Genomic DNA, 14,206 nt, shown 5'->3' with positions numbered 1-14,206 from the left:
CCGGGCGACCGCTCGCCATGACGTCCCGGGCCCGGCGGTGCAGCAGCCCGCCCGCGTGAGCCGCGCGGTCAGGCCGACTGGCCCAGCCGCTTGAGCGCCTGGCGCACGAGAGCCGGGTCGGTCGTCGACCACATCGGCGGCAGCGACGCCTTGAGGAAGCGGCCGTAGCGGGCGGTCTCGAGCCGCGGGTCGAGCACCGCGACGATGCCGCGGTCGGAGGTCGTACGGATCAGCCGGCCGGTCCCCTGCGCGAGGAGCAGCGCGGCGTGGGTGGCCGCGACCTGCATGAAGCCGTTGCCACCGGCCTGGTCGGCGGCGCGCTGGCGCGCTGACATGAGCGGGTCGTCGGGGCGCGGGAACGGGATGCGGTCGATGATCACGAGCTGGCAGGTGTCGCCGGGGACGTCGAGGCCCTGCCACAGCGACAGCGTGCCGAACAGGCACGTGTGCGGGTCCTCGACGAACTGCTTGGCCAGCTCGGGCAGCTGCGCGTCGCCCTGCGCGAGCGTGGTCAGGTGCGGCAGCCGGGTGCGTACGGCCTCCGCGGCCGTCTCGGCCGCGCGACGGGAGGAGAACAGGCCGAGCGTGCGACCGTCGAGGGCGTCGACGAGGTCGCAGATCTCGTCGAGCTGCGCGGGGCCGAGGCCGTCGCGGCCGGGCTGCGGGAGGTGGCGGGCGACGTAGAGGATGGACTGCTGGCCGTAGTCGAAGGGCGAGCCGACGTCGATGCCCTTCCACGGCAGGGAGGTCTCGTCGTCGGTGGTCGCGACCTGCGACCCGAGGCGCTCGGTGGGCTTGAGGCCGAGCGTGGTCGCGACCGCGCCGAACTCGCCGCCGAGCATCAGGGTCGCGCTGGTGAAGACGACCGTCTTGTCGGTGAGGAGCTTGTCGCGCATCGGGCCCCACACCTGGAGCGGGGCGACGTGGAGTCGGGCCGGGAACCTGTCGCGGGCCTCGCCCAGCCACAGCACGTCGGCCTGCGACCCGGCCGCCATCCGCTCGGCGTTGACGAAGACCTCCTGCACCATGCCCTTGGCCTGGGTGCGTCCGGCGTCGCCCTCGCCCTCGCCGCCGGACTCGCGCGGGAAGGCCGAGAGGCACGCGCGGGCGGCGTCGCGGACGAGCACGAGGGCGTCGGAGAGCTGGGTCGACACCTGGTCGATGCGGCCGGGCGAGGTCGCGTCGAACGCCTCGGCGAGCTGCTGGGCGGCGTCCTCGAGGTCGCCGGCGGGGTCGCCTGCGGCGTCGGCGGTCCACCGGCTCGCGCGCCGGGCGGCGCGCTCGATGTCGGAGACGCCGAGCTCGTCGGTCGCGGCCTGGGTGACGCGCGCGGTCAGCTCGTGGGCCTCGTCGATGACGACCGTGTCGTAGTCGGGGATCATCGGCACGTCCTCGATCGCGTCGATCGCGAGGAGGGAGTGGTTGGTGACGATCAGGTGGCTGCGGTGGGCCTTCTCGCGGGCGAGCTCGGCGAAGCACTCCGCCCCGAACGGGCACTTGCTCGCACCGAGGCACTCGCGGTGGTTGACCGAGACCTGGCGCCACTCGCGGTCGGTGTGGCGCGGGGCGTTGTCACGCTCGCCGCTGCCGCCGGCCTCGGACTCCTCCTCCGCCCACTCCCGCAGCTCGAGGACCTTCTCGGCCATGGAGCCCGTCGGCACGTCGACGAGGGTGCCCTGGTCGTCGGGGACTCCGGCGCGGATGCGGTGCAGGCAGGCGTAGTTGGAGCGGCCCTTGAGCACGGCGTACGACGTGTCGAGGCCGGGGACGTGCTTGACCGCCTCGACGAGCCGCGGCAGGTCGCGCTCGACGAGCTGGTGCTGGAGGGCGAGGGTCGCGGTGGCGACGACGACGCGCTTGTCGTGGAGCATCGCCGGGACGAGGTAGCCCAGCGACTTGCCGGTGCCGGTGCCGGCCTGGACGAGGAGGTGGCGGCCCTCCTCCATGGCCTCGGCGACCTCGGTCGCCATCTGGACCTGGCCGTCGCGCTGCTGGCCTCCGAGGGCGCCGACCGCGGTGGCCAGCAGCTCCTGGACGGGCGCGCTGGCGGTGTCGGTCTCGGGCACCAGAGAACCCTACGGGGCGGCGCCGACACGACGTCGGACGCCATCCACAGTGGAGCTCAGGGAGTGGGGCTCAGTAGTTCTTCTTGCGCCCGAGCTGGCGCTCGATGCGGCGCTCGGGCTGGCCGAGGATGCGCGCGAGGAGCTTGACCCGGTAGCGGTAGGCGACCACGCCCAGGACGACGATCAGCAGGATCCACAGCATGCGCCGATCGTACGCCCGGCGGCCCAGCCGGGCGGGGCGCTTCGGGGTCGGCGGGGGCCGTCGGGAGGGGACTGGAGCGGGACTCGGAGGGGAGGTCCGACACCTGGAGGGGGTTGTACGCCCCTCCCAGTGGCAGAGTCCCCGCTCGAGCGGGGACTCTGCGAGAGGCGCTGGCGCCGACGAAGAAGCGCCTCAGACGACCGCGCCGGAGTCCTCCGGCGCCCGCTCGACCCGCTCCTTCTTGACCCGGCTCATCGGCCACTTCTCGTGGAAGTAGGTCACCAGCGGGGTGGCGGTGAAGATCGAGGAGTAGGTGCCGACGATCAGGCCGATGAGCAGCGCGATCGAGAAGTCGCGCAGCGAGTCGCCGCCGAGGATCGCGAGCGCGGCGAGGATGAACATCGTGCCGAGGCCCGTGTTGACCGTACGCGGGATCGTCTCGACCGCGGCCTTGTTGGCCAGCACGGTGAAGTCGTCCTCTGGCTTCGAGGCGAACCAGCGCTCGCGGACGCGGTCGAAGACGACGACGGTGTCGTTGACGGAGAGACCGATGATGGTCATCGCCGCGGCCAGGAAGATGCCGTCGATCGGCTTGTCCAGCCAGGCGAAGATGCCGACCACGAGCAGCACGTCGTGCGCCATCGCGATGACGGCGGACACGCCGAAGGTCCACTTGAAGCGGAAGGCGAGGTAGAGCAGCTGGACGAGGAAGGCGACGCCGAAGGCGATGAGCGCGTTGTTGCGCAGCTCCTCGCCGAGGGACGCCCCGATCTGCTGGTCGTCGATCTTCTCCACGTCACCGCCGATCGCGGCCAGCTCCTCCTCGATCCGCTGCTCCTCCTCGTTGGAGATCTCGCCGGTGCGGACAGTGAAGTTGGCGGTCTCGGCGGTCTGCACGACGGCCTCGGGGAAGCCGGCGTCGGCGACGGCCGTACGGGCCTCCTCGATCGTGACGTCCTGGCTCACCGAGTAGTCGAGCTGGCGACCACCGGTGAACTCGACGCCGAGGTTGAGCCCCTGCGCGATGCCCGCGATGGCGAACACCATCGCGGCGCCCGAGACGGCCAGCCAGCGGCCGCGGTTCTTCATGATGTCGGGGTCCTTGCGGTCCAGCCAGGCCCGCACCTTGCCGACGTCGCTCAGGCCGCTGATGGCCGGTCGGCGCGAGACGCCCTTGTTGGAGACGGCGAGGTCGCACAGCACGCGGGCGATGATGAGCGCCGAGATCATGGACGCGATGACACCGATGGAGAGGGTGACACCGAAGCCCTTGATCGGACCGGAGCCGAGGAAGAACAGCAGCGCTGCCGCGAGCAGGGTCGTGACGTTGGAGTCGATGATCGCGGTCCACGCCTTGTTGAACCCCACCTGGAGGGCGCGCCGCAGCCCCGCGGACGGGTAGGCGGCGTACTCCTCCCGCGCTCGTTCGAAGACGAGCACGTTGGCGTCGATCGCCATGCCGATGGCGAGCACGAATCCGGCGAGGCCGGGCAGCGTCAGCGTCGACCCGAGGCCGACGAGCATGGCGTAGGCGAGCAGGGCGTACGACGCCAGCGCGACCGTGGCCATCAGGCCCACGAGGCGGTAGACGATCACGATGAAGAGTCCGGTGAGCAGCAAGCCGATGATGCCGGCCTCGATGGAGGCGTCGATCGCCGCGGCGCCGAGCGAGGGGCCGACGAGGCGGTCGGAGATCGCGCGCAGCTCGAGCGGCAGGGCGCCACCCTCGATCAGGGCGGCGAGGTCCTTGGACTCCTCCGAGGTGAAGTTGCCCGTGATGTCGGTGGAACCGCCGCGGATGCCGACGTCGCAGCCGACGGTCTCGTTGACCTCGGGCGAGGAGATGATCTCGCCGTCGAGGACGATCGCGATGCGGCGCTTGGGGTCGCCGGACGGGTTGCAGGCGGCCGTGCCGGTGATGTCGGCCCAGGTGTTGCCGCCGGGGCCGTTGAAGTCGATCGCGACGACCCACTCGACGCTCTGCTCGCGCTGGACCGCGCTGGCACCGCTGATCTCCTCACCCTGGATGACCGTCGGGCCGACCTCGAGGGTGTCGCCCTGGTCGGACGGGAGGACGAGGTTGCCCTCCTCGCTCGGCTCGGCCTCGGGCTGCGCGGTCGCGATGACCTCGTGGATCGTCAGCTTGGCAGTGCTGCCGATGCGCTCCTCGGCCTCCTGGGCCTCCTCGTCGCTGGTGACGCCCGGGAGCTCGACGAGGATGCGGTTCTCGCCCTGGCGGACCAGGACGGACTCGGCGACACCGAGGGCGTCCACGCGGCCGCGGAGCACCTCGAGGGTCTTGTCGACGTTCTCGGCGGTGGCCGGGGTCTGCTCGGTGCCCTCTGCCTGGAAGATGAACTGCGCGCCGCCCCGCAGGTCGAGGCCCAGGTTGGGCTTGACGTTGACGGCGAGCGCCGCGCACCCGGCCAGCAGGCCGAGCACGAGGATGAAGCGAACCCAGACACCACGTGACATGCGCGACATCCTCCACCACGAGACTTGGAACGCCCCAATCAGGGCACGGAAGTGTCCAACGGGGCAGCACCGAGGAAGGTTCCGCCTCAGGTCAGCCGGTCAGCGGGCGTACGCCGCCAGCTCGCCCGCGAGGTCGGCGTTGGCCCGGCCGACGACCAGCGTGCCGTCGCCGGTGTGCTCCATCGAGCCGATCTCGGCCTCCTGGTGGATGCGGTTGACCAGGTCGCCGCGCTCGTAGGGCAGCAGCACGTCGAACTCGACCTGTGGGCGCGGCAGCTCGGACTCGATGGTCCGCAGCGCCTCCTCGATGCCCTCGCCGGTCTTCGCGCTGACGACCACGCTGTGCGGCTCGCGCGCCTTGAGTCGGCTGATCACCATCGGGTCGGCGGCGTCGGCCTTGTTGATCACGATGATCTCGGGGACCTTGGTGGCCCCGATCTCGGCGAGCACCACCCGCACCGCGGCGATCTGGCCCTCGGGGTCGGGGTGCGACCCGTCGACCACGTGGAGCAGCAGGTCGGAGTCGGCGACCTCCTCGAGCGTCGAGCGGAACGCCTCGACCAGCCCGTGCGGGAGGTGACGGACGAAGCCGACGGTGTCGGACATCGTGTAGATGCGTCCGTCACTGGTCGTCGTACGACGCGTGGTGGGGTCGAGCGTCGCGAACAGCGAGTCCTCCACCAGGACGCCGGCGTCGGTCAGCCGGTTGAGCAGCGAGGACTTGCCGGCGTTGGTGTAGCCGGCGATCGCGACGCTGGGGATGTGGTTGCGACGGCGCGACTGGCGCTTGACGTCGCGGGTGCCGCGCATCTCCTTGAGCTCGCGGCGCAGCTTGGCGATCTTGGTGTTGATCCGGCGGCGGTCGGTCTCGATCTTGGTCTCACCGGGACCGCGGCCACCGATGCCCTCACCGCCGGCGGCCCGGCCGCCGGCCTGGCGGGACAGGTTGCCGCCCCAGCCGCGGAGGCGCTGCTTCATGTACTGCAGCTGGGCCAGCTCGACCTGCGCCTGGCCCTCCTTGCTCTTGGCGTGCTGGGCGAAGATGTCGAGGATCAGCGCGGTGCGGTCGACGACCTTGACCTTGATCTTGTCCTCGAGGTTGCGCAGCTGGCTGGGGGCGAGCTCGCCGTCGCAGATCACGGTGTCGGCGCCGGTGGCCTGCACGATCTCGCGGATCGCCTCGACCTTGCCGCGACCGATGTAGGTCGCGGGGTCGGGCTTCTGCCGTCGCTGGAAGACGGCCTCGAGCACCTCGGAGCCGGCGGTCTCGGCGAGCAGCGCGAGCTCGGCCATGGAGTTCTCGGCGTCGGTGACGGACCCCTCGGTCCACACGCCGACGAGCACGACCTTCTCCAGGCGGAGCTGGCGGTACTCGACCTCGGTGATGTCCTCGAGCTCGGTGCGCAGGCTCGCGACGCGGCGCAGCGCGTGCCGCTCGGCGAGCTCCTGGGCGCCGACGGTGAGCTCCTCTGGGTCCGTCTCGTCGTAGTCCTCGTCGGCGTAGCCGGACTCGAAGTCGTCGTCGACGTCGTCCTCGAGGCCGGTGTCGAGGCCGTCCTCGAGGAGCTCGTCGTCGAGCTGGATGGTCTCGTCGTCCCAGCCGCGGGTGGCGTCGAGGGCGTCGCGCAGCGTGAAGTCGGCCGCCGGGCCGTCAGTCGGTGGGTGGGCAGGTGCGTTCGTCATATACCGACAAGGGTAGGTCGGCGCGACGACCTGCGCTAACGAGTTCTCCGTACGGGTGGGCTCAGCGGCGCACGCGCACCTTCTTCGAGCGGCTCGAGGCGCATTCGGCCACCCCCGGGACGTACTGCGAGCGGACCACGACGTAGTAGCGGCCCGCGGCGCGGGGCATCCGCGTGGTGAACCGGCCCGAGAAGCGTGCACGGAGGACGACGAGCCTGAGGTCGCGCCCGGGCTTCGCGCGCTTGAGCGTGACCTCGGCGCCGGACCGGCAGGCGCGGACGTCGGAGCGTACGCGTCCGACCAGGCGACCCTTCTCCTTGCCGAGCCGCGTCCGCGTCCCGACCGACGGGCACCCGCTGGGGGTGGCCGCGGCGACGAGGCGGCAGCCGTCGACGGTGTCGACGAGGCCGTCCCCGTCCGTGTCGCCGTCGCACGCGTCGCCGATGCCGTCGGCGTCCCGGTCGGACTGGTCGGGGTTCGCCACGCCGGTGCAGTTGTCCGTGTGGTCCTCGGCCCCGTCGTCGTCGGCGTCGCAGGCGGAGTAGCTGACCCGCACCGACCACGACTCCACCCGGCCGCGGAACCCAGCCCAGTTGTCGACCAGCAGGCGCCACTGGCCCTGGGCGGCGGTGCCGTCGTGCTCCGCGAGGGGCTCGTCGGGGCGGTACGTCCCTGCGAGGGACGTCGGACCGTAGGCGGAGGCCGCCTCGTCGTCCCACGTCAGCGGGCGCACCTGCGGACCGCTGTCGACGAAGCGGCGCTGCAGGATGCTGGTCGTCGCGTGGGCGAGCCGCACCCTGACCTGCGAGGCGTTGTCGTGGACCAGCGACACCTCCACGTCCACGTCCTCGACGTTGGCCGCCGAGGACGGCGCGACCAGCTCGAAGGCCGTCGTGGCGAAGGTGTCACCGGCAGCGGCGACCACCCCGCCCGTACCGGTCGTGGTGACCACGCACGGCACCGGGACGGCCACCGCCGTCGACACCGGGGTCACGACGGAGACGAAGCCGGCGACGAGACCGGTCAGGGCGAGTCGGGCCATCTGGGGACGCATCGCGTCAGGCTAGGCCTGACTGGGCCGACGGCCAACACCCGCGGGGGGCGGGCGCGGTCAGGCGCGGTCAGGCGCGGTCAGGCGCGGTGGCGTCCGGCCGGGGCGGACTCGCCGACGAGAGCGTCCTCGTCGAGGAACTCGTCGCACGCGGCCCGTACGTCGTGGGGCGTGTGCCCGCGACCGACCACGACCACCCGGACGCCGGCACCGTGCAGCCGGTGCACGAGCGGCAGCATCGAGGTCATGTCACCGGCGAGGACGACCTCGTCGACCGACGCCTCGCGGGCGATGTCGACCGCGTCGATGGCCAGCGCCACCAGGGCCTGGTCGTCCCCGTCGGCGAACTGGTGGAAGGAGTGCAGCCCCTGGCGGCGCAGGCGCTCGACCCACGAGCCGAGGTCTGAGCGGCGCCAGTCGGCGTACGCACGGCAGACGTTGACCGACCCGCGGTCACCGAGCCGCGTGAGGAGTCCCGCCGCGACGTCCTCGGAGACGCGGCGGGCGTCGATGAGGACCGCCAGCCGGGTGGCGTGCTCGGTGTCCTCCGCGGCCGGACGGAGCGGCAGCGCCGGGATCCGCGGCGCGCGCTCCTCGGCGACGTCTGCGCGGCTCACGGAGGGTGCCTCCACGACAGGGATCGCCTCGGCGGTCGGCTCGGGGACAGCCGGGGCCTCGCTGCGGTCACGCCAGTAGGGCGTGGTCGCGGGTGCCTCCGCGACCCGTACGGCGGCTCCGGACCGGCGCGCGCCCACCCAGCGGCGGACGAGCGAGGCGAGCTCGCCCTCGCCGGGCGCGCGGTCGTCGGCCGCGCCGGGGGCCGCGTCGTGCGGCTCCGCCAGATGTGCCATCGAGTGCCCCCCACAGGCCGGATGCAGATGAGACGTGCCCTCGCACCATCCACCCTCGTCCCGGTCGGAGGCATCGAAACGCCCAGATGCTGGACGTCGGTCTGGACCAGCCGGGCCTCAGCGCACCGTCACTTGGGTGGCATCCGGATGCCGCCGTCGACGCGGATCGTCTCGCCGTTCATGTAGGAGTTGGTGAGGCACTCCACGACCATGCTGGCGAGCTCGTCCGCTCGGCCGAGGCGCTTGGGGAAGAGCACGTTCTGGCCGAGGTTGGCCTTGAACTCCGTGGGGTCGGGGAACGCGTCGTAGATCGGGGTGTCGATCAGGCCCGGCGCCACGGTGTTGAGCCGGATGCCTGCCGCGGACAGGTCGCGCGCGACCGGCAGGGTCATGCCGACGACGCCGCCCTTCGAGGCGGAGTAGGACGCCTGGCCGATCTGGCCGTCGAACGCGGCGACCGAGGCGAGGTTGACGATCGCGCCGCGCTGGCCGTCCTCGTCGGGCTCGTTGCGGCTCATCACAGTCGCGGCCTGGCGGGTCACGTCGAAGGTGCCGATGAGGTTGATCTCGACCACCTTGCGGAACGCGTCGAGGTCGTGGGCCTGCTCCAGCAGCCCGTCGCGGCCGATCGTGCGCTGCGCCCAGCCGATGCCGGCCGAGTTGACGCACGCGCGCAGCGGCGCGATCTCGGCTGCGGCCTCCACGGCCGCGGCGACCTGCTCGGTCCTCGTGACGTCGACGGAGGCGAAGACGCCGCCGATCTCCGCGGCGAGCGCCTCGCCCTTCTCGGCGTTGAGGTCGGCGACGACGACGGTCGCACCGCGGGCGGCGAGGGCTCGGGCGACGGCGGCACCGATGCCGCTCGCGCCGCCGGTGACGATGGCGGTGGATCCGGTGATGTCCATGGCCCCGGATCCTAGGTGAGGCGGGCAGCGACGACCGACGCAGGAGGTCGGCGCGTGGGGCCGGCCAGGTCGAGTGGCCGAGCGGCTGAGGTACGAAGGCGCGCGGGCTGTATCGAGACCCGCGTCCACAGATCGCGGCGGACCCCTGTCGCGTGGCACAGTGGCGACCTACATTCGGGGCCATGACGATGACGCCCGCACGGCCCACCGGCACGCTCGCCACCACGGATCTTGACCTGGACGAGATTCGCGGGGTTCTCGCCTCGGTCTGGGCAACACAACAGCGTCATGGCAACAGACTCAACGAGATCGACAGTCGGTTGGACACCCTCAACGAGCGTCTGGACACGATCGACACCAAGCTCGACGAGGTGCTCACGCTGCTGCGTGAGCACTGATCACAGGTCGGTGACGCCCTCGGCCACCAGCACCGCCGGGCCGGTCAGCAGGATCCGGTCGTCCTCGGTCCACTCGACGTGGAGGGTCCCGCCGGGCACGTCGACGCGGTAGGTCGTCCCGCGGGGGGCGTCGTCGGCCAGCGCCGTGGCCACCGCGACGGCGCACGCGCCGGTGCCGCACGACCGCGTCTCCCCCGATCCGCGCTCATGGACCCGCATCGCGACGTGGTGCGCGCCGCGGCGTACGGCGAACTCGACGTTGACGCCGTCGGGGAACACGCCGTCGTCGTGCTCGGGCGCCTCCAGGAGCGGGCCCGCCTCGGCGAGGTTGTCGACGAACGCGACCGCGTGCGGGTTGCCCATCGAGACGTGCTGCGCGGGCCAGGTGCGCCCCATCACCGACACCGAGGTCTCGCCCAGCACCTCGGGCGTGCCCATGTCGGCGGTCAGCTCGTCGCCGGAGCGGTCGAGGACCTTGACGCCCGCGCGGGTCTGGATGCGCATCGGGAACGCCTCGCCCTCGCGCTCGTGGAGGTAGCGAGCGAACACCCGGACCCCGTTGCCGCACATCTCGCTGACCGAGCCGTCGGCGTTGCGGTAGTCCATGAACCAGCCGTCACCCCGGCGTACGGCGCGGAGCACGCCGTCCGCGCCGATGCCGGCGCGGCGGTCGCACAGCGCCCGCACCCGGTCGGCGGACATCTCGCCGTCGGCGTCGCCGTGCACCGTGCCGTCCGCGTCGGGCAGGACCACGAAGTCGTTCTCGGTGCCGTGGCCCTTGAGGAAGGGATAGCTCACGCGTCGATTGTGGCAGGCCGCGCCACCGTCAGCGGGGGTCGACCACCTTGGCGGACCCCTTGCCGCGACGGCTCGGCTCGGCCACCGCGGTCAGCCGCTTGCGTGGTCCGAACTCGATCGCCGTCGCCGCCCCGATCTCGGCGGCGCTGGTGAACGCGTCGCCAGACGGCACGAGGGTGTGCCCCAGTGCCGTCAGCGCGGGACCGTACGCCGCGATGAACGCCGGCTCGGCCGTCACGTTGACCGTGTTGCGCTGGGTCGCGCGGGGCGCGGCGATGGCCTCCTCGATCGTCATGCCGAGGTCGATGCGGTTGACCAGCATCTGGATGACCGTCGTGATGATGGTCGAGCCGCCCGGCGAGCCGAGCGCGAGGAACGGCTTGCCGTCCTTGAGCACGATCGTCGGCGACATCGAGCTGCGCGGCCGCTTGCCCGGCTGGATGCGGTTGGGGTCGGCCGCGTCGTAGACGGTCGAGAAGTCGGTGAGCTCGTTGTTGAGCAGGAAGCCGTGGCCGGGCACGACCATGCCCGACCCGCCGGTCTGCTCGATGGTGAGCGTGTACTCGACGACGTTGCCCCACCGGTCGGCCACCGTGAGGTTGGTGGTGGAGATGTTCTCGGTGTCGGCGTCGGTGGCGCCCTTCGCCGACGACGGCGAGCACACCCCGTCGTACGACGTCACGTCACCCGCCGCGACGGGCTTGGTCGCGGCCTTGGCCGGGTTGAGCGCACAGGCACGCTCGGCGGCGAACCGGTCGTCGAGCAGCCGCCTGACCGGGACGTCGACGTAGGCCGGGTCGCCGAGGTACTTGCCGCGGTCGGCAAAGGCGAGGGCACTGGCCTCGAGGTAGTGGTGCAGTGCCTGCTCGGGCGTCATCGCCGACAGGTCGTAGCGCTCGAGGATGTTGAGCGCCTCCCCGACGGTGGTGCCCCCGGAGGACGACGGCGCCATGCCGTAGACGTCGTGCCCGCGGTAGGTCGATCGCGTCGCCCGCTGCGAGCGCACCTCGTAGTCACGCAGGTCGCGTGGAGTCAGGTAGCCGGGGGGCACCGGGAGCTCGTTGTTCTTCGTGGTGCGCGGCCTGCGCACCACGTCGGACATGATGCGCGCCAGCTTGCCGCGGTAGAACGCCCTCGTCCCGCGCCGGGCGATCATGTCGTAGGTCGAGGCCAGGTCGGGGTTGCGGAAGATGGAGCCGACCTTGGGGGCGTCTCCCTTCGGGAGGAACAGCCGCTTGGTGTCCCTGAAGGCGGCGAACCGCTCCTCGTTGTCGAGGGTCTGCTGCCGGAAGGTCTCGTCGACCTTGAAGCCACGGCGCGCGACCTTCGTGGCGGGAGCGAGCGCCTCGGCGAGCGACCACGTGCCCCAGTTGCCCAGCGCCTTCTCCCACGTCGCCAGGGTGCCGGGCGTGCCGACGCTGACCCCGCTGGTCACGAGGTCGGGGGTGAAGGGGTAGGGCTTGCCGGTGGCCGGGTCGATGAACGCGTCCTGCGGCATCTTGCGCGGCGCGGTCTCGCGACCGTCGATCGTGCGGACCCTGCCGGACTTCGCGTTGTAGAACACGAAGTAGCCGCCACCGCCGATGCCCGCGCTGTAGGGCTCGGTGACGCCGAGGGTCGCGGCGGCCGCGACGGCGGCGTCGACGGCGTTGCCGCCGGCCTTGAGCACCTTGAGCCCGGCCGCGCTCGCTTCCGGGTCGACGGTGCTGATCGCGCCGCCCTTGCCGACCGCGGTCGGGTCCTTGACGGTGGGGCGCTCGGACGCGGCGACCGGCTGGGCGGACGGCCGGGCCGCCGGTTCGGCGGGTGCCGGGGATCCGACGAGGACGGCCGCGACGGCGAGGCCGCTGGCGGAGAGGGTGGCGCTCACGCGGCGGGCGAGGTGGGGCATGGGGTTCCTCCCGAGAGTCGTTCCGTCCACCCTGCCCGCCCCCGCGGGCGTTGTCCACGCCCTCCCGGAGGAGTCAGCGGACCACGGAGTAGCGCCCGCACATGAAGTCGCGGTTGCGGGAGACCTCCTCGAGGCGCAGCTCGACGTGGCGCGGCAGGACGGGAGCGCCACCGCCGATGGTGACCGGGGCGTACTGCACCCACACCTCGTCCAGGAGCCCGGCGTCGTGGAGCTGTCCGGCCAGGTCGCCGCCGCCGACGACCCAGAGGTCCTTGCCGTCGGCCACCTCGGTCATCTCGGCGTGCACCCGGCGTACGTCGTCGCGGTCGAACCGCACGCTGGGCGGGGCCTCGGGGAAGGTGCGGTGCGTGAGCACCCAGGTCGGCAGCGTTCCCCACGGCTCGTCGTCGTGGTCGAGGATCCACTGCCAGGTCGTGGCACCCATGACGCAGGCGCCGACCTGCTCGCGGAACACCGGATAGGCCATCGGGCCGTCCATGTCGATGTCGCGCGAGGTCAACCAGTCGAGGGAGTGGTCGTCGGTCGCGATGAAGCCGTCGAGGGTGCAGCCGGTGTAGTAGATCGTCGCCATGGCGCCAGCGTGTCACCGCCGGGCGGCTGCGCGCCTGACCGGAATTGCCCTCTGGGCGTCAGCGGACGAGCGCGTCGACCGCCGCGACCGCCCGGTCCACGCGGTCGGGGTCGTCGTGCGCGACCCACACGATGCGGGGGTCCTTGCGGAACCAGGAGTCCTGCCGCCGGGCGAAGCGCCGGGTCGCGACGGTCGTCTGCTCGATCGCCTCGGCGAGGCTGCGGTCGCCGGCCAGGTAGCCCATCACCTCGCGGTAGCCGATCGCGCGGGACGCGGTGCGCCCGTCGGCCAGGCCGCGGGTTAGCAGGGCCTCGACCTCCTCGACCAGTCCGCCGGCGAACATCTCCTCGACCCGGCGCGCGATCCGCTCGTCGAGCGTCGGCCGGTCGATGTCCACGCCGATCTGCACGGTCAACGGGTCGGCGTACTCCAGCCTCGGCAGGCTGGCGCTGAACGGCCTGCCGGTGAGCGCGACGACCTCGAGGGCGCGTACGACGCGGCGCCCGTTGTCGGGCAGGATCTGCGCCGCGGCCTCGGGGTCGACGCCCGCGAGCCGCTCGTGGAGGGCGTGGCTGCCGATGCGCTCGAGCTCGGCCTCGAGCTCGCGGCGCAGCGAGTCGTCGGTGCCGGGGAACTCGAAGCGGTCGAGGATCGCGCGGGTGTAGAGCGCCGAGCCGCCCACCAGCACCGGGGTGGCGTCGCGGTCGCGGATGTCGGCGATCGCCTCGCGCGCCCACCCCTGGAACAGCGCGACCGTGGCCGGCTCGGTGACCTCGAACAGGTCGAGCAGGTGGTGCGGGATGCCGCGCCGCTCGGCCTCGGGGAGCTTGGCGGTGCCGACGTCCATGCCGCGGTAGACCTGCATCGCGTCGGTGTTGACCACCTCTCCCCTGAGCCACTCGGCGAGGTCGAGGCCGAGGCCGGTCTTGCCCGACGCAGTGGCTCCGACGAGGGCGACGACCGGTCGGGGCCTGGGACGGGACATGCTCCGATTGTCGCAGCGTGGCTAGGCTCGAAGCGTGCCGGAGTCACCACCCGTCGGGGTGGGCGGCTGATCGCGAGGAGGACCGCATGAGTTTCCTGGACAAGGCGAAGGCCAAGCTCACCGAGGCAGTCGACCAGCACGGCGACAAGATCGCCCAGGGCATCGACAAGGCCGGCGCCCTCGCCAACGAGAAGACCGGCGGCAAGCACGCCGACAAGATCGACAAGGCGACCGGCAAGGCGCGCGACGCGCTCGACCAGCTCGACGGCAAGGACGACGACATCCCGCCCGGCACGACCCGCTGACGCC

13 protein-coding genes are annotated in these 14,206 nt (G+C 72.1%); 2 read left to right on the top strand and 11 right to left on the bottom strand.

Annotated elements, in window-relative coordinates:
- Positions 1-68: 68 nt before the first annotated feature.
- The 7 genes from AC57BS_RS11380 to AC57BS_RS11350 form a co-directional block, all read right to left on the bottom strand.
- Positions 69-2,069 (bottom strand): ATP-dependent DNA helicase, encoded by a 2,001-nt coding sequence (locus tag AC57BS_RS11380; protein ID WP_496411978.1) that lies wholly within the window; start codon positions 2,067-2,069, stop codon positions 69-71.
- A gap of 67 nt (positions 2,070-2,136) precedes the next feature.
- Complete coding sequence (locus AC57BS_RS11375) at positions 2,137-2,268, bottom strand: hypothetical protein (RefSeq protein WP_496411554.1); 132 nt, start codon at positions 2,266-2,268, stop codon at positions 2,137-2,139.
- Between the two features lie 192 nt (positions 2,269-2,460).
- The gene (gene secD, locus AC57BS_RS11370; RefSeq protein WP_496411553.1) at positions 2,461-4,743 is read right to left on the bottom strand and encodes a protein translocase subunit SecD; all 2,283 of its coding nucleotides are present in this window, start codon (positions 4,741-4,743) and stop codon (positions 2,461-2,463) included.
- 99 nt (positions 4,744-4,842) lie between these two features.
- Positions 4,843-6,426: a GTPase HflX gene (gene hflX / locus AC57BS_RS11365; protein ID WP_496411552.1), complete on the bottom strand. Its 1,584-nt coding sequence runs from the start codon at positions 6,424-6,426 to the stop codon at positions 4,843-4,845.
- 61 nt (positions 6,427-6,487) lie between these two features.
- Complete coding sequence (locus AC57BS_RS11360) at positions 6,488-7,480, bottom strand: thrombospondin type 3 repeat-containing protein (RefSeq protein ID WP_496411551.1); 993 nt, start codon at positions 7,478-7,480, stop codon at positions 6,488-6,490.
- Between the two features lie 77 nt (positions 7,481-7,557).
- On the bottom strand, positions 7,558-8,328 hold the full coding sequence (locus AC57BS_RS11355) for an NYN domain-containing protein (RefSeq protein ID WP_496411550.1): 771 nt from the start codon (positions 8,326-8,328) through the stop codon (positions 7,558-7,560).
- A 128-nt stretch (positions 8,329-8,456) separates the two neighbouring features.
- Positions 8,457-9,233: an SDR family oxidoreductase gene (locus AC57BS_RS11350; RefSeq protein ID WP_496411549.1), complete on the bottom strand. Its 777-nt coding sequence runs from the start codon at positions 9,231-9,233 to the stop codon at positions 8,457-8,459.
- Positions 9,234-9,415: 182 nt separating this feature from the next.
- On the opposite strand from AC57BS_RS11350, the gene AC57BS_RS11345 reads away from it, so the two are divergent.
- Entirely contained in the window at positions 9,416-9,631 is a 216-nt protein-coding gene (locus AC57BS_RS11345; RefSeq protein ID WP_496411548.1) for a hypothetical protein, read from the top strand.
- On the opposite strand, the gene dapF is transcribed toward AC57BS_RS11345, so the two are convergent.
- From dapF to miaA, 4 genes are all read right to left on the bottom strand, one after another.
- Positions 9,632-10,429, bottom strand: a complete 798-nt coding sequence (gene dapF, locus AC57BS_RS11340) for a diaminopimelate epimerase (RefSeq protein ID WP_496411547.1) — start codon at positions 10,427-10,429, stop codon at positions 9,632-9,634.
- A 28-nt stretch (positions 10,430-10,457) separates the two neighbouring features.
- Positions 10,458-12,320 (bottom strand): gamma-glutamyltransferase, encoded by a 1,863-nt coding sequence (gene ggt, locus AC57BS_RS11335; protein WP_496411546.1) that lies wholly within the window; start codon positions 12,318-12,320, stop codon positions 10,458-10,460.
- Positions 12,321-12,393: 73 nt separating this feature from the next.
- Positions 12,394-12,912, bottom strand: a complete 519-nt coding sequence (locus AC57BS_RS11330) for a dihydrofolate reductase family protein (protein ID WP_496411545.1) — start codon at positions 12,910-12,912, stop codon at positions 12,394-12,396.
- A 58-nt stretch (positions 12,913-12,970) separates the two neighbouring features.
- The gene (miaA, locus tag AC57BS_RS11325; protein ID WP_496411544.1) at positions 12,971-13,897 is read right to left on the bottom strand and encodes a tRNA (adenosine(37)-N6)-dimethylallyltransferase MiaA; all 927 of its coding nucleotides are present in this window, start codon (positions 13,895-13,897) and stop codon (positions 12,971-12,973) included.
- Between the two features lie 86 nt (positions 13,898-13,983).
- On the opposite strand from miaA, the gene AC57BS_RS11320 reads away from it, so the two are divergent.
- Positions 13,984-14,202, top strand: a complete 219-nt coding sequence (locus AC57BS_RS11320; protein ID WP_496411543.1) for an antitoxin — start codon at positions 13,984-13,986, stop codon at positions 14,200-14,202.
- The last annotated feature ends 4 nt before the right edge of the window (positions 14,203-14,206 follow it).

The organism is Nocardioides sp. BGA-UO-ETr-FS32 (assembly GCF_059567905.1).
Note: the sequence above shows the minus strand (reverse complement) of the source record. Positions and strands in the feature narration are given on the sequence as shown.